The following is a 20,218-nucleotide window of genomic DNA, read 5'->3' as shown; positions in this document are numbered from 1 at the left end:
ATTACAGGGGTGCCCATAGGGTAAAACTAGAACACGTTCTCGTCTTGCACAAGCCTTCCGATTGGACCGGACCCGTGTAAGGATAGAATCAGAACTAGAACGTGTTGCAGAAAACCGACTAGGAGCTTCAAGTGACAACGCTGGACGCCGCACCCGCCATCCCCGAGGGTTTTGACCCGACGGATCCAATCCTCAACGAGGCGGGCGTCCCGCACGCAGAGTTCCTCGAGCTGCGCAAGACTGCTCCGGTTTTCTGGATCGAACAGCCCGAAGAGTCGCGCGCCGGCATGGAGGGTGGCACGGGCTACTGGGCCATCAGCAAGCACGCCGACGTCTCGGCCGTCTCCAAGAGCAACGACTTCGTGACCAGCGAGAATGGCGCGATCATCCGCTTCGCTCCTGACATGACGCGCGACCAGGTTGAGCTGCAGAGCGTCATGCTCATCAACCAGGACCCGCCGGTCCACACCGCAACCCGCTCGATCATCAGCCGCGGCTTCACTCCGCGCGCCATCGAGGGCCTGCGTGAAGGACTCAAGGAACACGCCGTCGAGATCGTCAAGGAAGCCATGGAGCGCGGCGAAGGCGACTTCGTCGAGGAGCTCGCTGCTGAGCTGCCGCTCGTGGCCATCGCAAACCTTCTCGGCGTCCCGTTCGATGACCGCAAGAAGCTCTTCGAATGGTCCAACCAGATGCTGGCGTACGACGATCCGGAGTACAACTCCGATCCTGAGGCCGCGAGCATCGAGATCCTCAGCTACTTCATGGCTCTCGCCGAAGAACGCAAGGCTGATCCGCAGGACGACATCGTCACCAAGCTGGTCACCGCTGGTGAAGACGGCGAAGGAATGGCCTCGGACGAGTTCGGCTACTTCACGATCATCCTCGCCGTTGCCGGCAACGAGACCACTCGCAACGCCATCACGCACGGCATGAACGCCTTCTTCGAGCACCCCGACCAGTGGGAGCTCTACAAGAAGGAGCGCCCGAAGTCGGCGATCGACGAGATCATCCGCATCGCCACCCCGGTCACCTCCTTCCAGCGCACAGCGCTCAAGGACATGGAAGTCGGTGGCGTCACGGTCAAGAAGGGCCAGCGGGTGGGTCTCTTCTACGCCAGCGCCAACCACGACGCCGATGTCTTCGAGAACCCCGAAGAGTTCAACATCATGCGTGACCCCAACCCGCACCTCGCGTTCGGTGGCCACGGCGCACACTTCTGCATCGGCGCCAACCTGGCTCGCCTCGAGGTCGAGATCATGTTCAACACGATCGCGGACCTGATCCCCGACATCTCCAAGCTGGCCGAGCCGCGTCGTCTGCGCCACGGCTGGATCAACGGCATCAAGGAGCTCCGGGTTAAGTACGTCTGACCTGCAGCCCCATAGAAAAGGCCGGCCAACCCGAGAGGGTGGCCGGCCTTTCGTTTTCTCGGAACTGTTGGGCACGCGTCCTGATCCGATTGGCTATCTGAGCGAAAGCAACGATTCCTTGGCGGACACGACATCGGCCTTGTTCGCTCGAACCTCCGCTTTGGCTTCCAATGTGCGACCGGCCAGATCCTCCAGCCTCGCCTCGACCTCATCCAGCTCTTTGGCCATTGCGTCGATTTCGGCCTGCATCTCATCGGCATCAGCCTCGATCGTTCGCGCTGGCTCGAGATCTTCTGCGGTTGGGTCAGTTTCTTCTTCAGCGACAAGGGCTGTATCCGCGGGAGCGGGTGTCTCGGATACTGGGGCGGCGAGAGTCGCCGCCGTGCCGACTGCAAACGCGGCGAAGATTGCTGCAATACCGATTGCGCCGAAGGCGATTGCTTTCGGCAGGATCTTTGCCAGCCACCAGATGCGCGCAAGCATGAGTGTCGACGAGAACAGCGAGCCACCAAGAATGGCCGGCAGGAGTCCTACGCCGAACGATCCGGTCCCAATTGCAATGCCTAGTAACGCCAGCGATCCAACGATGCCGGCAAGCAATGCAATGATTCGCCAACCGCCCACAATCGCCACGGCGATAGCCTTGACGAAGCCAATGAGTAGGAACCCTCCCGTCAGGGCTGCGAGGTACACCATTCCTAGGCGAGCGGAAACGTACTCATCTTGCTCAGCGCGATTTTCCGACTTGATCAAGCCAATCTTCTGAGCCGCCTTCTCGCGATCCTCGATGTGCTCGGTCCGGAGAGTCGCCGCGACGTTCCGTTCGCGATCGACGATGGCCTGTTGCTGGTCGATGACTAGCTGCCGTCTTTCTGCCTTGGCCTGGACTGAATCCAGCTTGTCCTCAAGATTGGAGACCAGAGGTTTGCTCTCGGCATAGGCAGTGCGCGCTTTGTCCAACTCTTGCTCGGCTTCTGCTATCTCCGCGAGCTCAGCGGCGCTAGGGCCAGGGTCTACGGGCGTGCCACCTCCGCCGCCCCCACCACCTCCGCCTCCTCCGTGGCAGTGATACGGCTGGGATCCCGCGTGGCATCCGTACTTGTCAGTTCCTCCGGAGTGAGCCAGACTCGCCGCGGGGAGCAAGAAAAGCAGCCCTGCTGTGAACGTAAGTCCGAGAATTCCGTGAAGCGCACGCTTCGCCATCTGATGCCCCATTCACCTGCGTCGAGTGTCGTTGACGGTATGGCTATCGGAGCCGTGAATTTCGCGAACCGTACAAAATGGCTCGAACTAGCCACATCAGGGAGCCTCAGGCTAGGTACTTCTGATTTTCAGCCCCCATGGAAGAGGCGGGCTTGAGGGAGCACTCGAACTCACGAGGTTTCGATACGTCGGCCGCGGACGGCCTCCTACTCAACCAGCGAGTCAGCTGTCTAGTGGCTTGGTTTGTCTGCGCCGACGACCCACATCGCGAAGAACTGTGAGCCTCCGCCGTACGCGTGCCCCAGCGCCTTCTTGGCGCCCTCGACCTGGTGCTCGCCGGCCTCGCCCATGACCTGCAGCGCTGCCTCACCGAAGCGCAGCATGCCGCTGGCGCCGATCGGGTTGGACGACAGAACGCCGCCACTCATGTTGACGGGGATCTTGCCCTCGATGCGGGTCTCGCCAGCCTCGGTGAGCTTCCAGCCGTCGCCCGGCTCGGCGAAGCCGAGGTTCTCGAGCCACATCGGCTCGAACCACGAGAACGGCACGTAGATCTCGGCGCAGTCGATCTCGTCGATCGGCGACTTGATGCCGGCCTGCTTCCAGAGCGCGGCCGAGGCGTCGCGTCCGGCGAGCGGGTTGACCTGGTCGCGCTCGGCAGCCGTGGTCGGCTCGCTGCGCATCTGGGTGCCGTGGATCCACGCCGGGTTCTTGATGTCCGACTTCGCCACTGCGTCCTCCGACGCGATGACGAGCGCGATGGCGCCGTCGGACGACGGGCAGGTCTCGTCGTAGCGGATCGGGTCCCACAGCATCTGCGACGCCAGCACCGATTCGACCGTGGTGTCGGGGTTCTGCAGGTGCGCGTACGGGTTCTTGAGCGCGTTCTGACGATCCTTGGCGGCGACGATCGCTCCGATGTGCGTCGGGGCTCCGGAGCGGCGGATGTACGAGCGAACGTGCGGAGCGAAGTATCCGCCCGCACCGGCGTGCACCGGCATGATGAACGGGACAGGCACGGAGAGCGCCCACATCGCGTTGGACTCCGACTGCTTCTCGAAGGCGACAGTGAGCACGCGCTCGTGGATGCCGGCCTCGACAAGCGAGGCCGCAACGATCGCAGTCGAGCCGCCGACCGAACCGGCGGTGTGAACACGGAGCAGCGGCTTGCCGGGCGCTCCGAGCGCCTCGGCGAGGTAGAGCTCCGGCATCATGACGCCCTCGAACAGATCAGGGGCCTTGCCGATGACGATCGCGTCGATGTCGTTGAACGTCACCTGTGCGTCGGTCATGGCACGGTCGATTGCCTCACGCAGGAGTCCGGCCATGGATACGTCGCTGCGCTTTGCGCGGTGGTGCGTCTGGCCGACACCGATGACGGCTGCGAGCGTGTGATTGCTCATGCGCGGGCCTCCATCGTGAGTACGAGGTTCTGTTGCAAGGCAGGTCCTGAGGTTGCGTGGGCGAGTGCGCGCTGGGAATTGCCAGCCCACACTTCCAGGGCGGCTTCGCCGATGCGGTTGAGCCCGGCGGTGAACATCGGGTTGGCCGTGAGCGCTCCACCCGAGGGGTTGATGCGTACGTCATCGCCGATGCCCAGGGCGTCCTTGAGGATCAGCTCCTGGTGCGAGAACGGTGCATGCAGCTCGGCGAGATCGATGCCCTCGACGCCGGCAGCGGCGCCGGCCGACTTGGTGCTCTCGGAGACCTTGAGGTCGCGGCTGTTGAGTGCGCCCGGCTCGACGCGGTGCTCGAAGCCGGTGATCCAGGCCTTGTTGCCCTTGAGCTTGTCGAAGCCCGGTGCGTCAGCGGCGGTGATGATCATCGCGGCCGCACCGTCGGAGACCGGTGCGCAGTCCCAGCGGCGGAGCGGGTCGGCGTACAGCGGCTGGGCGAGGACGTCGTCAGCCGTCGTGGCGCCCTTGCGGATCGCGCTGTCGTTGCCGGCAGCGTCCGTCATCGAACGTGCGACGACCTCGGCCATCTGCGCTTCGTCGAATGTGCCGCTCTCGAGGCCCGAACGCGCCTGGATCGCAGCGACCGAAACGGCGTCGGTCCAGAGTGGCGTCACCGTGTAAGGGTCCATCTGCAGCGACAGGACCCGGCGGAGCTCGCCAGCGCTCGACTTGCCGAAGCCGTAGACGAGCGCGGAGTCGACCAGTCCGGTCTGGATCTTGACCCAGGCTTCATACAGTGCCCAGGCGGCGTCCATCTCGACGTGCGACTCCATGACGGGCGGCAGCGCACCGATCGCGTCGACAGCCGACACGAACGAGAACGCGCGTCCGGCGAGGTAGTCGCTGGAGCCCGAGCACCAGAAGCCGATGTCGGACTTGGTCCAACCGGTCTCTTCCCAGAGCTCCTGGAAGATCGGTACGAGTAGCTCCACGCAGGTGGGGGAGCCGTCGAATTCCTTCATCTGTCGCTGGGCGAACCCAACGATCGCTACGTCTCTCGTCACAGGTGCACCTTGTAGGTCTCGTAGTCGGCGTCGGGTTCACCCGTCGGCTCGAAATGGCTGATGTTGGCGATCGTGGTGCCCCATTCGTCGCGGGGCTTCCAGACAGCCTTGACCCGCAGGCCCATGCGTACGTCCGCGGCTTCGATACCGAGGATCAGGTGCAGGAACGCGATGTCGGCGCCGTCGAGCAGTACGTAAGCCGAGACGTACGGAATCGGGATCTGCTGTCCGGTGAACGGCACGTTGACGATGCAGAACGTGGTGACGGTGCCGTGGTCGGCGACCTCGACCTCGTCTGTGGTCGGCACGCCGTCGACAGGGCAGGCGCCGCGCGGGGGTACGTAGACCTTCTCGCAGACCGGGCAGCGCTGGCCGATGAGCTTGCCATCGGCGAGACCGCGGAAGAACTTCGACTCCTCCGGCGAGGCGGCGTAGTCGTACGCGAGCTTGACCGGAGCGATGATGCCCTCGACCGCTTCGCCCTCGGGTCCGGGAACCGTCGCGGCTCTGTCACCCTCGGGCTCGAACCAGCGGATGTCGGTGATGGCGCCAACGGGCTCGTCGGCCCATACGGCGCGCACACGCATGCCGGTCTGGATGTCGGCGGCAGAGTCGACGGCGACCGCGTGCAGCAGAGCCTTGTCGGCGCCGTCGAGCACGATCTGCGCGAACGCGAACGGCTTGTCGAGGGGCTGACCGGGTACGGGCTCGGGGACCCAGGCCCAGCTCTGGACGACGCCGACATCGGCGACCGGCCGAAGCTCGGTGATCGGGTCGAATGTCGTGCCGTCGTACTCGGGCGGCGGGACTGCAACGGTTCCGTCGGACAGCACGCCGCCAAGGATCTGACGGCGCTTGAGGCCGGTCATGAATCCAGAGAGTGTGGGGCCGAGGGAACGGGTGTAGTCGAATTCGACTTTGAGCGGGGCGTGAAGCGTTCCTAGTTCAGTCACGGGAGAAAGTGAAACACGTTCTAGTTTTGCCTGCAAGCCTTTTGCGCAGTGATCAGGCCGACTTGAAGCTCGCCATGGTGCGGTCCGGCTCCCAGAACGCCTTCATCGAGGCGACGCGGCCGTCGTCGTTGATGACGTAGACCATGATCAGGTCGGTCGTGGTGTGTGAGCCGTCCGCGAACGAGGTCTTGATGCTGCCGATGTTGGCGCAGGTGTTGCTTCCAGGGTTCGCGAACGAGTCGGTGATGGTGAACTCGAAGGTGTCGATCGGGGCGATCGCGAGCTCCCAGAACGCCGAGATCCCGGCGTGCCCGTGGTGGCCCTTGCCCTCCGCGTCGAACATCGACGGACCAACCGGATCCTCAAGCACGGCATCTTCGGCGTACACCGTGAGCCACTCGGCGAGGTCACCCTTGGCGACGGCGGAGTAGGAGCGCTGTGATGCCTCACGCGCCGGGTGCGGGTCGTTGGGGGCGTTCCAGATGATGGCGTCCGAGGTGATCATGATTTCTCCTTCGAGGGTGTGCTTCTGATGCCGCGGTAGATGCCGCGTTTGACGATGAGCGGTTGGAGCAGGGCGTTGTTGGACCAGGTCGGGAAGCGGAATCCCTTGCCGTTGGGCGCGTAGACCGTCAGCCCGTTCGGCTGGGTCCCAATCACAGAACCCCAGCGGCGACGCGGTGGCTTGTACGGCTTCAGCGCCCGACCGGCGAGATGTGCGCGGATGTTCTGTCCGAGGATCTTGTCGGCGCGGTTGCGTGCCGACGTACGCAGTGGATCGGTGGCTGCGATGTCGCCGATCGCGAAGATCTCCGAATGACCCGTGACCTGGAGGTTGGCGTTGACGCGTACGAAGCCGTCATCGTCGAGGAGCTCGCGAGGGAGCCAGGCGGAGTTGGGACGTACGCGCCCGATGGCCCAGACAACTGCATCGGCGGAAGCTTGCGGCTGGCCGGTGCTCCACTCGACCGGATCGTGGGTGATCTCGTCGCAGTCGAACCCCGCTGGGATGACGGCGCGGTGCCCGGGGTTGATGCCGACGCCGCGCTCGCGGAGCAGGGAGCGCACGGCCTTCCACACGTCCCGGTGGTGCTGAGGGAGCGCGGCTTCGCCGGGGAAGAACAGCTCGACCTGCTTGTCGGGCCAGGCCAGCGCCAGATTGGCGGCGCTGCCAACGGCGGCGGCGCCACCACCGACGATGGCAATCGAGCCGGCGGCAGCAAGAGTCTCGTGTGCCGTGCTGAGTTCGCCGTCGACGTCCTCAGGAGTCTGTACGTCGGGTCGGCGCCAGAAGCCGTTGGTCAGGCCAGTTGCGATGACCAGCACGTCATACGACTCGACCTGCGTCTCACCGTCGGCGTCCTTGATGGTGACGGCTCGGTCGTCGGGATCGAGATCCGTGACGGTCCCGTGGATGATCCGCGCCGGGTCCAGCTTCTTGAAGCGGTCGAACGGGAAGCGGTACTGGCGCTGCCATTCGTCAGGACGTGCCAGGCGCATACCCAGCTCCTGACTGCTCACCATGCCCGGCTTGGTTGAGATGCCGACAACATCGGCAGCTCTCGCCAGGTTGATCGCTGTCAGCAGGCCGCTGTCACCCAGCCCTGCGACGACGATCCGGGGCTTGGTCAACGCTTGGCCTTCGGTGGGAGCGGCAGGAACACGGAGACGCGGTCGATCACGTCTTGGTAGTCCGGTCGACGTTCGAGACTCCGCTTCTCCATCATCGGGATGCTGGCGAACATGAACATCGCGAGCATGGCGATGGCGCCGCCGAAGATCCACCACGCGTCGTCAGGCGAAGCCGCAAGGCCGAACAGCGCGAGCGACACCCAGAAGCTGACCTCGCCGAAGTAGTTGGGGTGGCGCGACCATCCCCACATGCCGATGTCCATGACCTGTCCGGGCGTGCGGTTCTGGACGAACCGGTAGAGCTGGAGGTCCGCGATGAACTCGATCGCCACAGCACCGAGGCCGACGATCGTGGCGACGATGTCGAGCCAGCCAACGTCTCGACCAGTGTTGGTGACCACGACGTAGGTAGGTGTCAGCGCTGCGAACACGACCAGCGTCGGGAAGAAGTGGATCCCGGCGAAGTCGACGACGGCTTCGGACTTGCCGGCCTGCTCCTTGAGCATCGGGTAGCGCCAGTCCTCGTGGTGCATGCCCGGCCAGTTGAAGATCCAGTTGCCGGTGAGTCGGATCGCCCACGCGGCGATGACCAGCAGCACCAGCCAGAGACGTGCACCCTCAGCGTCGGTCTCGATCCACCAGTAGACGAAGATCGCCGGCGGTACGACGCTCCAGTAGGCGTCGTAGAAACTGGAGTTCTTGTATGCCCGGCTGAAGACGAAGATGACCACGGTCGCGACCACGTCGGCGATGAGGGTGTCGAGCCAGAGCTTGTCGGTCGTCGGGCCCCAGACAAGCCAGGCGCCGGCAGCGGCGAAGGCGATGACGTACGCGATCAGAACCCTGACCAGTGATGCGTTCTTGCTCATGCCTTCTCCTCCACGATGTGCTGGACGGCGCGTGATGCGAAGACCAGGGCCTGACCCAAGGGCGCTCCCGGGCCGGGATAGAACGGGCCGAAGATCGACGCGGCGCTATTGCTGGTGGCATACAACCCCGGGATGGCGTCACCGTCGGATTGAACGACGCGTCCGTGCTCGTCGATCACCATGCCGCCCTTGGTGCCGAGATCGGAGAGCACGAAGCGCGCGGCGATGTACGGCGGAGTCTCGAGCGGGATGAGCGTCGCTCCGCCGGTGAAGAAGTTGTCGTACTCATCGGTGCCGCGCCCGAAGTCCTCGTCGACGCCGCTCTCAGCGAACCTGTTGAAGCGTTCGACGGTCTCGGTCAGATCGGTGAGACCGAGCTTCTCGGACAGCTCGGCGATGGTGTCGGCCTGGACCCAGGTGCCGGCCTTGAGGTGCTCGGCCGGATCTCCCTCGGGCATGGCGATCGCTGGGAGGCCTCCGCCCTCGCGGGAGTCGAACACGAAGTGGGACGGGATGCGATTCGGCGCGCCTGCCATCTGGATGCCGAACTGGTCGTACGGGAGGCTCTCGTTGGCATAGCGGCGACCGTCAGCGTCGACCATGACGCCGCCGCGGAAGCCGAGCGTGAACGAGCCTCCGCCTTCGGGCTGCTCGAGCCCGGGGCAGAGCCACGCCTGCTCCATGTGGTCGGTCCGTGCGCCGAGGGCGCGGCCGGCCTCGATGATCTCGCCGGTGTTGGTGCCCGCCGGAGCCATGGTCCACTCGGCTGCGCCGGGTACGCCGTGCTTGGCACGCAGTTCGTCGTTGCCCTCGAAGCCGCCGGCAGCGACGATGACGCCGCGCTCGCCACGGATCGTCGTGCCATCGGCCGTCGTGACGCCGACGATGCGACCGTCCTCGACGATGTAGTCGGTCACGTGGTGGTCTGTCAGCACAGTGCCGCCATCGCGTACGAACGCCATCAGGGTGCGAGCGATCAGCGCTTGGCCTCCGCTGAGGGTGTTGCGGCCACCTTCGCCGGCGCGGTCACGTTCGACCGGCGGTCGTACGAGCACGGCGACCTCGGCGGGAAGTTCATCGCGGCGGATGTTGGTCGGCTGGATCGATCGGCCCATTGGCACCCGGCCCGGCATGTCGAAGTACTCGGGGAACGGGGACCACTCCCACCCAAATGCGTCGTCGGTTTCGAGCTCGGCCACCAGCTTGGGCGACTCGGCGAGGAACACCTCGACGTTGGTCGACAGCGGCGTGGGGAGAAGTGCCTCGAGGTATGAGCGAGCGCCCTCCGTCGAGTCGCTGAGCCCGGCCCGTTGCTGCACCTCGGTTCCGGGAAGCCAGCAGGATCCACCGGAGTAGGCGGACGTGCCGCCGACCAGATTGGTGCGTTCCAGCACCACGGTCTTGAGCCCGGCCTTCTGCGCAAAATAGGCGCCAATCAGGGCGCCGCCACCGGATCCGACAACAACAACGTCGTAGGTCATTTCGTCATGCTAGGGCAAAAACTGGAACACGTTCTATCTGTGTTCTACTCTCTTGCCATGCCTCAGACACTCGACACTGACACGTACCGCGGCCCGCACTCGGGCCAGATGCTGCTCCACTCACTCAGGCGGCACCGCAACGCGAACGTGCTTCAACTCGGCGATCGGACGATCACCGGACAAGAGTTTTCCGACCAGATGAGCCGCTACGTACGCGCTCTCGAAGACCTGGGCGCCGGCAGCGGAGCAGCCGTTGGACTGCTCGCAGCCAACCGCCCGGAGGTACTTTTCATCATCGGCGCGGGTCAGACGCAGGGCTACCGACGTACGGCGCTGCACCCGCTGGGATCGCTCGACGACCACGCATACGTGCTCGAGGACGCTGGCGTCAGCGCCTTGATCGTCGACAACATCGACAAGTTCCTGGAACGCGCCGAAGCGCTGAAGGAAAAGGTGCCCGGCCTCACGACGATCATCACGATCGACGACCTCGCGGCGAAGGCTGCGACGTACGACGCCCAGCCGCTTGAAGCCAAGGATCTCGCGTCGGATCACGTCGTCGGAGTGACGTACACCGGCGGTACGACTGGCAAGCCCAAGGGCGTCATCGGTACGGCGTCGAGCATCGCTGCGATGACGCAGATCCAGCTCGCCGAGTGGGAGTGGCCCGAGGCGCCGACCTTCCTGATGTGCACGCCGCTGTCGCATGCCGGCGCTGCGTTCTTCGCACCGGTCGTCGCCAAGGGCGGTCGCCTCGTGGTGCTGCCCGGCTTCGATCCGGCCAACGTCCTCAAGACGATCGAGGAGGAGAAGATCACCGCGACGATGCTCGTACCGAGCATGCTCTACGCGCTGATGGACCACCCCGACTCGCATACTCGCGATCTCTCCAGCCTGGAGACGATTTACTACGGCGCTTCGGCGATCAACCCCGTACGCCTGGCTGAGGCGATCGAGCGTTTCGGCCCGATCTTCGCCCAGTACTTCGGCCAGTCCGAGGCACCGATGGTCATCTCCTATCTCGCCAAGGGCGATCACACGCCCGAGCGTCTCGCCAGCTGCGGACGCCCGAGCGCGTTCCTCCGTACGGCCCTGCTGGGCGAGGACGGCAAGCCCGTCGCTCAGGGTGAGCCCGGTGAGATCTGTGTCGCCGGACCGCTCCTGGCCGCCGGCTACTGGAACAAGCCCGAAGAGACCGCTGAGGCGTTCCACGACGGTTGGCTGCACACCGGCGACATTGCCCGTGAGGACGAAGACGGCTTCTGGTACATCGTCGATCGCGTCAAGGACATGATCGTCACTGGCGGCTTCAACGTGTTCCCGCGCGAGGTCGAGGACGTCATTGCCGAGCACCCGGCTGTTGCGCAGGTCGGCGTGATCGGCACACCGCACGAGAAGTTCGGCGAGGCTGTCACCGCAGTTATCGTGCTCCGTCCCGACGCCGACACCAGCGAAGAGGCGATTGCGACGCTGACCAAGGACATCCAGGCCTTGGTGAAGGACCGCAAGGGTGCGGTTCAGTCACCGAAGGACGTCATCATCGCCGACTCATTGCCGCTCACTGCGCTCGGCAAGCCCGACAAGAAGGCGCTACGTGCGAACTTCTGGACCGGAGACAGAAGCGTCGGCTGACGATACGTGGTCTCGATACACCTCCTCGCGCGGGCGCTCGTCGGTACTCGACCACCGAGTGACGGGACCTTTCTCGGTGGTCGAGTGCGACCGAGGAACGAGGGAGCGTATCGAGACCACATCAACTGTGGACAGACCATTCGCCTTGCTCGTTGAGCGTGCCCGAGGCTGGGCCGATGAGCGGCGGATACATGTACATCCTGCGATGCGCCGACGGTTCGTACTACGTCGGCAGCACGCGCGACATCATCACTCGAATGCGTCAACATCAGACCGGCGAGGGCGCTGCGTATACGCGTAGCCGACTCCCCGTTGAGCTCGTCTACTGCATTTGGGCCGAGTCAGTCGTGCAGGCTTTCTGGTTCGAGAAGCGAGTGCAGAACTGGTCCCGAGCCAAGCGGGAGGCGTTAATTGAGGGCCGACTGGATCTGCTTCCTGAGCTGGCCAAGAAACGCTTCGATCGCTGATGGCATGCGTTACGTGGTCTCGATACTGGCCCTCGTTCCTCGGGCCAACTCGACCACCTAGTTATGGCGCGTTCGCGTCGGCTGACTCGCGTACGCCGAGTCGGCGCTGGCGTTCGACAGTTGCCGCGTAGAACGCCCAGCCGAACGTGAAGCTCGCGAAGAGCGTCACGACGAAGAACAGGACCGGTTTGTTGATGCCGCGCCGCCGGCCGTCGATGATCGCGACCAACGGCAGGATCACCACGTTGGCGATGATGAAGTCGACGCCGGCCGAGCTCGCTGCGGGGTTGTCGAACATCAGCTTCATGTACTGCTCCCACGAGCCGTCACCGACCAGCGGGTTCGTGAGCCAGCCGTCGGTGTTCTCGGTGACGAACTTGATGTTGAACGTCCACCCGGCGGCGATCGACGCGATCCCGACCACGTAGAGCGCGATCTCGAAGCCCGAGAACATCGGACCGTTGTCGGGGCGCCGGAAGATCGCCTTGTTGGTGCGGATGATGAGGCCGATGACGACGAAGGCAAGAAGTGCGTGCACGGTGAGTGAAAGCATGGCTACACCGTCGGCCCAACTCGATGTTTTGTCAATGTTGACGGAACTGTGCGTGCGAACTGTTGCGATACGTTCTGCCCATGGCCCGGAATCCACAGACCGCTCGCAGTGAGCGCACCCGCATCGCCCTGCGGCGCGCGGCTCTGGCCCGGTTCCAGTCCCAAGGAGTCGAGGCGACATCGGCCGAGCAGATCGCCGAGGATGCCGGCGTCACTCTGCGTACGTTCTACCGTCACTTCCCGTCGAAGCACGATCTGCTGTTTGCCGACTACGACTCGGGGCTGCAGTGGTTTCGAGGTGCGATGGCCGCGCGGCCTGCCGACGAGCCGATCGTCGAATCTGTACGTGCCGCGATCTTCGCGTTCCCATACGACGTGCAGCCGCTCACTCAGATGGCGGCCTTCCGTGCCGCCGAGCTCGACCCAGACCGCATCGTCGCCCACCTGAGGCAGGTCGAGGCTGACTTGGCGACTGCGATCACCGAGATTCTGCACCGACGCTTTGACGGCGAGGATCGAGCACTCGATGTCGTTGTGACTGCACGCTGCATTGCGGCCGCGCTGTTCGGGGCGATGGAGGTCTGGATGCTGCGCGATAGGCGGACGCTCGCCGACCTGGCCGAGGCCAGCCACGCGTCCCTGACCGCACTCGAGAACGGTTTGGGCGATGACGGGATGTTTCGTCACTATTGACGAAACTATGGTCAGGGTGCCACCGTGCCCTCATGGCAATGGACACGACGTACGACGCCGTCATCATCGGGGCTGGCCACAACGGACTGACCGCCGCGCTCCTCCTGCAACGCGCCGGCTTGCGCACGGTCTGCCTTGAGGCGAAGCGGTATACCGGCGGCATGGCGTCAACCGTCGAGCTCTTCGATGGCTACAAGTTCGAGATCGCCGGATCGGTCCAGCTGCCGACTTCGATGATTGTGAGCAAGGAGCTCGGCCTAGACACCCTCCCGCAGGTTGAGCTCGAAGTGATGTCGGTGTCGATCATCGAAGAAGGCATCGAGCCGCTGATCTACTACACGGATCTCGGTGACGCGGCCGTCCACATGGAAGAGAAGCATGGCATCGAGGTCATGATCGGGATGGCCGAGATGATGGGCTGGAGTGCCGCGCCGACTCGCGCCCTGGGCCGATTCGAGGCGGGCACGCTGCCCAAGAGCCTTGACGAGATGTATGCCTGCGCGTCGACCGACGCCGAGCGAGCCAGCATCACCGAGATGCTTTTCGGAAGCGCCACCGACGTACTGGACCGGTACCTCCCGGACAAGAAGAAGCACGCAGCCCTCCGCGGAATGCTCGCGTTCCTCGCAGTGAACTCGACGTACCGCGGACCGTCGAGCCCTGGTAGCGCCGCGGGCTTGGCATTCGGTATGGCTGTGCCGGACGAGAACACGGTCCTGACCAAGAAGCTCAAAGGCGGCATCGGCGTCCTCACTCAACACCTGGCCGATCAGTACGCCGAAGCCGGAGGCGAGATCAGGCTCGAGGCCTCGGTCAGCGAGATCGTGGTCGCCGATGGCCACGTTGCGGGGGTCGTGCTCGACGGCGGAGAACGGATCGACGCCGCCACGGTCGTGTCCGCTGTCGCTCCCGACCTGACCCTCAACACCCTGGTCACCGATGGCGCAGTCGAGGTTGGATTGAGCACTCGACTGGACGGAATCGACCATCGCGGCAGCTACGTACAAATGCACTTCGCGCTCGATGGAGTGCCCGAGTTCGTGGCGCCGTACGAGTTCCTCAACGACCCGAAGATGCAGAGTGCGATCGGACTCTTCGCAACTCCTGAGGAGCTGCAGCGCCAGTTCGAGGACAGCAAGCGGGGCATTGTCCCGGAGACGCCGGCACTGGCATTCCAGATCCCGTCGGCATCCGATCCGGACCTTGCGCCTGCGGGCAAAGCCGCGGCTTCTGCGTTCGCGCTCTGGTTCCCGATCGAGGAGGACCCGTCGGAGTATGCGCGGCTCAAGGCCGAGATGGGTCAGGCCGTGATCGACCGGATCACGACGTTCGCACCGAACTTCGAGAGCCTGATCCTCAAGCACACGACGTTCACTCCGAAGCACATGGGCACGATGTTCGGCGCCCCCGGCGGCGACTACTGCCACGGCCTGATCCACCCTGACCTGCTGGGTCCATACCGTCCGGGCCCGGGTGGATACGTCGATCAGCCCCACAACATCGAAGGCCTCTACCTCGGCAGCGCTGGTTGCTACGGCGGCCCGGGCATCACGTTCATCCCCGGCTACAACGCAGCACAAGCGGTCCTCGCCGACCGCTGACCACCACTCGGCCCCTAGCCCGAGGAACGAGGGCGGGAGCGAAGCGAAGGGGCGCAAGACCAGAGGCTCGCTCGAGCCATTTCGTCTCACCGCGCTTCGGCCTCGTACCCAGACCTCCCAGTCGCTCCGCTCCTTAGCGGGCGAGTGGCTACTTGCCCTGGAACTGGGCGGGGCGCTTCTCGAGGAATGCCCGCGGGCCTTCCTTGGCGTCATCGGACTTGAAGACTGCGGCGCCGACCTTGGCGTCGTCGGCCCAGCAGTCGTCCTCGTGCTTGCCCTCGGAGTCGCGCATCGTCTTGAGGATCGCCTGGACCGCGAGCGGCCCGTTGGCAACGATCATGTCCGCGAGCTCGTGTGCCTTGGCCAGGGCGGTGCCGTCCGGTACGACGTGGCCGATCAGGCCGAGCTCCTTCGCCTCGGGGGCGAGGATCGGTCGACCGGTGAGCAGCAGCTCAGCGGCGACGGTGTACGGGATCTGCCGCGGCAGGCGTACGGCAGAGCCGCCCAGGGGATAGAGGCTCCAGCGGGCTTCGGCGACACCGAACTTGGCGGACTCGCCAGCCACCCGGATGTCGGTGCCCTGCAGGATCTCGGTGCCACCCGCGATTGCCGGGCCCTCGACGGCTGCAATCAACGGCTTGGTGAGTCGGAACCCCTTGAGCAAGCCCTTGAGGATTGTCGGGTCGAAGTCGCCCGACTCAAAGCTGTCGCCCGGCGGCTTCTCGTTCGCCGTGCTGAGGTCCATGCCTGCACAGAAGTAGCCACCGGCGCCGGTCAGGATGCAGACCCGGATCTCCGGGTCGGAGTTCACCCGGTCCCAGGCGTCCTCCATGATCCTGAGCATCTGCGACGAGAGCGCGTTGCGGCGCTCGGGTCGATTCATCGTCACGATGAGCTTGTGACCGTCCTGCTCGACGAGACAGTCGGGAGAGGTATCTGCGGTTTCTGGCATAGGAGGCAGCGTAGTCAAAAACGAGAACGTGTTCTAGTCTTGGCCCCATGGCACTGAACATCGCTGACCTTTTCGAGCACGCCGTCGACGCAGCTCCCCAGAACCCAGCCGTCAAGGTGGGCGAGCGGACCGTCACCTACGCGGAGCTCGAGTCCGAGTCCAACAAGCTGGCGCACTACCTGCAGTCCCGGGGCGTCAAGCCCGGCGAACACGTCGCGGTCTACGCCAAGAACAGCATTGAGCACGTCATTGCAGTTCTCGCGATCGTCAAGATCCGCGCGGTCAACATCAACGTCAACTACCGCTACGTCGAGGGTGAGCTCAACTACCTCTTCGACAACGCCGACGTGGTGGCCTTGATCGTTGAGCGCACCTACGCACCGCTGGTGGCCAAGACCAAGCCCAACCACCCCAAGCTGCAGACCGTCGTCGTCATCCCCGATGTGATCGAGCCCGACGACCAGTCAGACATCTCCGCGTTCGACGGAGTTCTGTACGCCGACGCGATCGCCGACCAGTCCGCCGAGCGCGACTTCGCCGAGCGCAGCGCCGACGACCTGCACATCATCTACACCGGCGGCACGACCGGCTTCCCGAAGGGCGTCATGTGGCGCCACGAAGACTTCTGGCGCACCCTTGGCGGCGGCATCGACTTCTACACCGGTGAGAAGCTCGACGAGTTCGACCAGTCGAAGCAGGCGGCCCAGGACGGCCGGATGGTCACGTTCCCGCTCAGCCCGCTGATGCACGGCGGCGCTCAGGCCGGTCTGCTGATGCACCTGTTCGCCGGCCACCTGACGATCCTCGAGCCGAAGTTCGACGCCCAGCGCACCTGGGAAATCATCGACGAGAACGGCGTGATGCTGATCTTCATGACCGGCGACGCCATGGCGCGACCGCTGATCGAGGAGTTCGAGCGCAAGGCCGCCACCGATGCGCCGTACAGCGGTGCGAGCCTGTTCGCCGTCTCGAGCAGCGCCGCGATCTTCTCCCCGGAGGTCAAGGAGCGCTGGATCGAGGCCCTCCCCAACCCCGTCTACACCGACTCCGTCGGTGCCAGCGAGACCGGTTTCCAGGGCATGGGCATGCAGGACAAGACGCACATCTCGAGCGACGGCCCGGTCGTCGGTCTCGGCCCGAGCAGCGTGGTCCTCGATGAGGACAACAACGTCCTCGACCTGGCCACCAACGTCGGCAAGATCGGACGGCTCGGTCGTGGCGGCTCGGTGCCGGTCGGTTACTACAAGGACGAGAAGAAGTCCGCGGAGACCTTCCTGGTCGTCGACGGTATGCGGATCTCGGTCCCCGGCGACTTCGCGCGGATCGAGGAAGAGGGCAAGGTCACTCTGCTCGGTCGTGGCTCCAACTGCGTGAACACCGGCGGCGAGAAGGTCTACCCCGAAGAGGTCGAGATGGCGATCAAGCGCCACCCGGCCGTCTACGACGTGCTCGTCGTCGGCATCCCGGACGAGAAGTTCGGCCAGGCTGTCGCCGCTCTGATCCAGCCGCGTGAGGGCGAGACCCTCGAGCTCGAGGAGCTGCGCAACTACCTGCGCGAGTTCCTGTCCGGCTACAAGCTTCCGCGAGTTTTGTCGCTCGTTCCGGAGATCCCGCGCAACGCCACAGGCAAGGCGCAGTACCCCCGTGCCAAGGAGCTATTGCTCGAGGCCCAGAACGCAGAAGGGGCTAACGCCTGATGCAAACCGAGCTCTGCGAACGTTTCGGGATCCAGTACCCGATCTTCGCCTTCACCCCGTCCGAGCACGTCGCCGCTGCCGTTTCGCGCGCCGGAGGTCTCGGTGTCCTGGGCTGCGTACGGTTCAACGATGCCGACGAGCTCGACGGCGTCCTGGACTGGATGGACGAGAACACTGACGGCAAGCCCTACGGCGTTGACGTCGTCATGCCGATGAAGATCCCCACCGAGGGCAAGTCGGTCGACCTGAAGGCAATGATCCCCGAAGAGCACATCTCCTTCGTTGATCGCACCCTGCAGCAGCTCGGCGTACCGCCGCTGCCCGAGGGTGAAGGACGCGAAGGCGTCCTGGGCTGGCTGCACTCGGTTGCACGCTCGCACGTCGACATCGCCCTCAATGGCAAGCACCGTCCCGTGCTGATTGCCAACGCGCTCGGATCGCCGCCCAAGGATGTCATCGACCAGGCGCACGAGGCCGGCGTTCAGGTTGCCGCCCTTGCCGGTGCCGCGAAGCACGCCATGTCGCATGTGGCCAACGGCGTCGACATCATCATCGCCCAGGGCTACGAGGCCGGTGGACACACTGGTGAGATCGCCAGCATGGTGCTCACCCCGGAGATCGTCGACGCTGTCGGACCCGACGTCGCTGTGCTCGGTGCCGGTGGCATCGGCCGTGGCCGACAGGTCGCAGCATCCCTCGCTCTCGGCGCCCAGGGCGTCTGGACCGGATCGGTCTGGCTCACGACCGAGGAATACGCGAACCTCAACACCAATGCCGGTATGACCGAAGCGTTCCTTCGGGCATCCAGCGCTGACACCGTTCGTACGCGGGTCTACACCGGGAAGCCGGCCCGACTCCTCAAGACCAAATGGACTGAGGCTTGGGAAGCCGAGGATGCGCCGACGCCGCTGCCCATGCCGCTGCAGAACCTGCTGGTCGCTGACGCGCACAGTCGGATGAACTCCGCTGGCAACCCGGATGTCATCTCGATGCCGGTCGGTCAGATCGTCGGATCGATGAACACGGTGCGCCCCGTTGCCGAGGTCATGGCTGACCTGATCAGTGAGTACGAAGAGACGGTCAAGCGCCTTTCTTCGCTGTAAGTCGAAAATTTCTAGAACTTGTTCTAGAAATTGCGTGCTTTGAATCGATCGCTGCTTTACCTTGGTGATGGTGTTCTGGGTCACACTCCCGACCCTCACGCCCGATCACACTCCCGATCACAGTTAAGGCTTCTGTCTTGCGACGACTGCGCTCAAGTTCCCACGACTCACCCAACAAGCACCGACGCGTCCGCCGCGTCGCAGGCAGTGCTCTGGTCGCATTCACGCTGGTACTTGCCGCTGCATGCGGCGGTTCCACGCTCGATCCCGAGTACGTCCAGTCCGCCAACAACCCGAACGGCGTCAGCGGCGGCGGAACGCCCGGCGACGTAACCGGGTCCGGGGACACACCTGCCGGAACTGATCCGGATGCGGGCGACTCCGGGACTGGAGACTCGGGCGGCGGAGCATCCATTCCGGGCGTGAAGGCTGCGTCATGTGATGGGTTCAAGAACCAAAAGGGCATCACCGACAAGACGATCCTGCTCGGCAACGCGTCGGACATCAGCGGTCCAGTGCCGGGACTGTTCTCGGCAGCGCAGCAGGGCACCAAGGCGTACATCGCGTACTTCAACGCGACGACGAACATCTGTGGCCGCAAGCTTGAGCTGACCACCCTGGACTCCCGTACGGATGCCGGTGCCGACCAGCAGGCCTACACCAAGCTTTGCGAGACGGTGTTCGCAGCGGTCGGCTCGATGTCGGCGTTCGACTCGGGTGGTGCCGGGACGGCTGAGAAGTGTGGCCTCCCCGACATCCGTACTGCGGCGGTCACCGCGACCCGCAACGCGTGCAGCACCTGCTTCGGCGCACAGGCGACCGGAGCGCGTGAGTTCAGCAATGCGATCCCCGACTTCTTCGTCAAGCACTACAAGGCCGCCAGCCAGAAGGCCGCCTTCCTCTACCTGAACGCCGGAGCGTCCGCCGAGAATGCGGTCACCCAGCAGAAGATCGAGACCAGGCGCGGGATGAAGTTCGTCTACTCGTCAGGCATCGATGTCGCCGAGTTCAACTACGGCCCCTACGTCCAGCAGATGAAGAGCAAGGGTGTGCGCTGGGTGCAGTTCATCGGCGGATACCAGCAGGGAGTCCGTCTCGCACAGGCCATGCAGTCCGCCAACTTCAAGCCGGATGTGATGTTCTTTGACCCGACCGTCTACGACGCCGGATTCGTCCGGAGCGGTGGATCCGCTGTTGAGGGTGCAATCACGTTCACCAACTTCACTCCCTTCGAGGAGTCGCAGCCCGAGATCAACCTCTACAAGCGGTGGCTCCAGCAGGTTGCCCCCGGCGCAGCCCCGACGTTCTTCGGGCTCTTCGCCTGGTCGGCCACCAAACTGTTCGTCGCCGAGTCGCTCAGTCTGGGCGGCAAGCTCACTCGGTCCTCGCTGGTGGCGAACGTGAGGGGCGTCCGTGCATGGAAGGCCGACGGCGCACACGGTCCGATGGACGTGGGCGGCAAGCACTCACCGTCTTGTGTCAGGTTCCTCCAGCTGCGTGGCGGCAAGTGGGTGCCGTTGAAGGGCACCGCGTACGTCTGCCACGGCGC

At 64.5% G+C, this 20,218-nt stretch carries 18 protein-coding genes; 8 read left to right on the top strand and 10 right to left on the bottom strand.

The window, feature by feature from the left end; all coding sequences use genetic code 11:
• Window positions 1-131: 131 nt before the first annotated feature.
• On the top strand, window positions 132-1,373 hold the full coding sequence (locus V6M39_RS16360; RefSeq protein ID WP_332644882.1) for a cytochrome P450: 1,242 nt from the start codon (window positions 132-134) through the stop codon (window positions 1,371-1,373).
• A 93-nt stretch (window positions 1,374-1,466) separates the two neighbouring features.
• Here V6M39_RS16360 and V6M39_RS16355 read toward each other — a convergent pair whose 3' ends face one another.
• The 8 genes from V6M39_RS16355 to V6M39_RS16320 form a co-directional block, all read right to left on the bottom strand.
• Window positions 1,467-2,333 (bottom strand): hypothetical protein, encoded by an 867-nt coding sequence (locus V6M39_RS16355; RefSeq protein ID WP_332644881.1) that lies wholly within the window; start codon window positions 2,331-2,333, stop codon window positions 1,467-1,469.
• 473 nt (window positions 2,334-2,806) lie between these two features.
• Window positions 2,807-3,979: a thiolase domain-containing protein gene (locus V6M39_RS16350; RefSeq protein ID WP_332644880.1), complete on the bottom strand. Its 1,173-nt coding sequence runs from the start codon at window positions 3,977-3,979 to the stop codon at window positions 2,807-2,809.
• Entirely contained in the window at window positions 3,976-5,037 is a 1,062-nt protein-coding gene (locus V6M39_RS16345; protein ID WP_332644879.1) for a thiolase domain-containing protein, read from the bottom strand. The genes V6M39_RS16350 and V6M39_RS16345 overlap by 4 nt, the downstream gene beginning before the upstream one ends.
• Window positions 5,034-5,990, bottom strand: a complete 957-nt coding sequence (locus V6M39_RS16340; RefSeq protein ID WP_332644878.1) for a Zn-ribbon domain-containing OB-fold protein — start codon at window positions 5,988-5,990, stop codon at window positions 5,034-5,036. Before V6M39_RS16340 ends, V6M39_RS16345 begins: the two co-directional genes overlap by 4 nt.
• A gap of 52 nt (window positions 5,991-6,042) precedes the next feature.
• Entirely contained in the window at window positions 6,043-6,495 is a 453-nt protein-coding gene (locus tag V6M39_RS16335; protein ID WP_332644877.1) for a nuclear transport factor 2 family protein, read from the bottom strand.
• Window positions 6,492-7,622 carry an FAD-dependent oxidoreductase gene (locus V6M39_RS16330; protein WP_332644876.1) on the bottom strand — a complete coding sequence of 377 codons (1,131 nt, stop codon included), beginning with the start codon at window positions 7,620-7,622 and terminating at the stop codon, window positions 6,492-6,494. Before V6M39_RS16330 ends, V6M39_RS16335 begins: the two co-directional genes overlap by 4 nt.
• Window positions 7,619-8,491, bottom strand: a complete 873-nt coding sequence (locus tag V6M39_RS16325) for a DUF1295 domain-containing protein (protein ID WP_332644875.1) — start codon at window positions 8,489-8,491, stop codon at window positions 7,619-7,621. The genes V6M39_RS16330 and V6M39_RS16325 overlap by 4 nt, the downstream gene beginning before the upstream one ends.
• The gene (locus V6M39_RS16320; protein ID WP_332644874.1) at window positions 8,488-9,972 is read right to left on the bottom strand and encodes an FAD-dependent oxidoreductase; all 1,485 of its coding nucleotides are present in this window, start codon (window positions 9,970-9,972) and stop codon (window positions 8,488-8,490) included. The genes V6M39_RS16325 and V6M39_RS16320 overlap by 4 nt, the downstream gene beginning before the upstream one ends.
• A gap of 57 nt (window positions 9,973-10,029) precedes the next feature.
• On the opposite strand from V6M39_RS16320, the gene fadD8 reads away from it, so the two are divergent.
• Both fadD8 and V6M39_RS16310 read left to right on the top strand, forming a co-directional pair.
• Window positions 10,030-11,604, top strand: a complete 1,575-nt coding sequence (gene fadD8, locus V6M39_RS16315) for a fatty-acid--CoA ligase FadD8 (RefSeq protein WP_332644873.1) — start codon at window positions 10,030-10,032, stop codon at window positions 11,602-11,604.
• Between the two features lie 176 nt (window positions 11,605-11,780).
• On the top strand, window positions 11,781-12,071 hold the full coding sequence (locus tag V6M39_RS16310; protein ID WP_332644872.1) for a GIY-YIG nuclease family protein: 291 nt from the start codon (window positions 11,781-11,783) through the stop codon (window positions 12,069-12,071).
• 61 nt (window positions 12,072-12,132) lie between these two features.
• Here V6M39_RS16310 and V6M39_RS16305 read toward each other — a convergent pair whose 3' ends face one another.
• Window positions 12,133-12,624 (bottom strand): DUF2834 domain-containing protein, encoded by a 492-nt coding sequence (locus V6M39_RS16305; protein WP_332644871.1) that lies wholly within the window; start codon window positions 12,622-12,624, stop codon window positions 12,133-12,135.
• An 80-nt stretch (window positions 12,625-12,704) separates the two neighbouring features.
• Between V6M39_RS16305 and V6M39_RS16300 the strand changes: the two genes are divergently transcribed.
• Entirely contained in the window at window positions 12,705-13,316 is a 612-nt protein-coding gene (locus V6M39_RS16300; RefSeq protein ID WP_332644870.1) for a TetR/AcrR family transcriptional regulator, read from the top strand.
• Between the two features lie 32 nt (window positions 13,317-13,348).
• On the top strand, window positions 13,349-14,917 hold the full coding sequence (locus V6M39_RS16295; RefSeq protein WP_332644869.1) for a phytoene desaturase family protein: 1,569 nt from the start codon (window positions 13,349-13,351) through the stop codon (window positions 14,915-14,917).
• A 148-nt stretch (window positions 14,918-15,065) separates the two neighbouring features.
• Here V6M39_RS16295 and V6M39_RS16290 read toward each other — a convergent pair whose 3' ends face one another.
• Entirely contained in the window at window positions 15,066-15,869 is an 804-nt protein-coding gene (locus tag V6M39_RS16290) for a crotonase/enoyl-CoA hydratase family protein (RefSeq protein ID WP_332644868.1), read from the bottom strand.
• Between the two features lie 47 nt (window positions 15,870-15,916).
• Here V6M39_RS16290 and V6M39_RS16285 point away from each other — a divergent pair, with 47 nt between their 5' ends.
• The 3 genes from V6M39_RS16285 to V6M39_RS16275 form a co-directional block, all read left to right on the top strand.
• Complete coding sequence (locus V6M39_RS16285; RefSeq protein WP_332644867.1) at window positions 15,917-17,566, top strand: acyl-CoA synthetase; 1,650 nt, start codon at window positions 15,917-15,919, stop codon at window positions 17,564-17,566.
• A complete protein-coding gene (locus V6M39_RS16280) occupies window positions 17,566-18,669 on the top strand; it encodes an NAD(P)H-dependent flavin oxidoreductase (RefSeq protein WP_332644866.1) in 1,104 nt (367 codons plus the stop codon). The genes V6M39_RS16285 and V6M39_RS16280 overlap by 1 nt, the downstream gene beginning before the upstream one ends.
• 137 nt (window positions 18,670-18,806) lie before the next feature.
• The coding region (locus V6M39_RS16275; RefSeq protein WP_332644865.1) for an ABC transporter substrate-binding protein at window positions 18,807-20,218 on the top strand (1,412 nt) is incomplete at its 3' end.

This window comes from Aeromicrobium sp. (assembly GCF_036675695.1).
GTDB lineage: Bacteria > Actinomycetota > Actinomycetes > Propionibacteriales > Nocardioidaceae > Aeromicrobium.
This window is presented reverse-complemented; position numbering and strand designations above follow the sequence as displayed.

What these genes read in the sequence shown, in the direction of transcription:
- V6M39_RS16350 (WP_332644880.1), bottom strand. Translation starts at nt 3,979, where the DNA reads ATGAGCAATCACACGCTCGCAGCCGTCATCGGTGTCGGCCAGACGCAC.
- V6M39_RS16335 (WP_332644877.1), bottom strand. Translation starts at nt 6,495, where the DNA reads ATGATCACCTCGGACGCCATCATCTGGAACGCCCCCAACGACCCGCAC.
- V6M39_RS16325 (WP_332644875.1), bottom strand. Translation starts at nt 8,491, where the DNA reads ATGAGCAAGAACGCATCACTGGTCAGGGTTCTGATCGCGTACGTCATC.
- V6M39_RS16320 (WP_332644874.1), bottom strand. Translation starts at nt 9,972, where the DNA reads ATGACCTACGACGTTGTTGTTGTCGGATCCGGTGGCGGCGCCCTGATT.
- fadD8 (WP_332644873.1), top strand. Translation starts at nt 10,030, where the DNA reads ATGCCTCAGACACTCGACACTGACACGTACCGCGGCCCGCACTCGGGC.
- V6M39_RS16310 (WP_332644872.1), top strand. Translation starts at nt 11,781, where the DNA reads ATGAGCGGCGGATACATGTACATCCTGCGATGCGCCGACGGTTCGTAC.
- V6M39_RS16305 (WP_332644871.1), bottom strand. Translation starts at nt 12,624, where the DNA reads ATGCTTTCACTCACCGTGCACGCACTTCTTGCCTTCGTCGTCATCGGC.
- V6M39_RS16300 (WP_332644870.1), top strand. Translation starts at nt 12,705, where the DNA reads ATGGCCCGGAATCCACAGACCGCTCGCAGTGAGCGCACCCGCATCGCC.
- V6M39_RS16295 (WP_332644869.1), top strand. Translation starts at nt 13,349, where the DNA reads ATGGCAATGGACACGACGTACGACGCCGTCATCATCGGGGCTGGCCAC.
- V6M39_RS16290 (WP_332644868.1), bottom strand. Translation starts at nt 15,869, where the DNA reads ATGCCAGAAACCGCAGATACCTCTCCCGACTGTCTCGTCGAGCAGGAC.
- V6M39_RS16285 (WP_332644867.1), top strand. Translation starts at nt 15,917, where the DNA reads ATGGCACTGAACATCGCTGACCTTTTCGAGCACGCCGTCGACGCAGCT.
- V6M39_RS16280 (WP_332644866.1), top strand. Translation starts at nt 17,566, where the DNA reads ATGCAAACCGAGCTCTGCGAACGTTTCGGGATCCAGTACCCGATCTTC.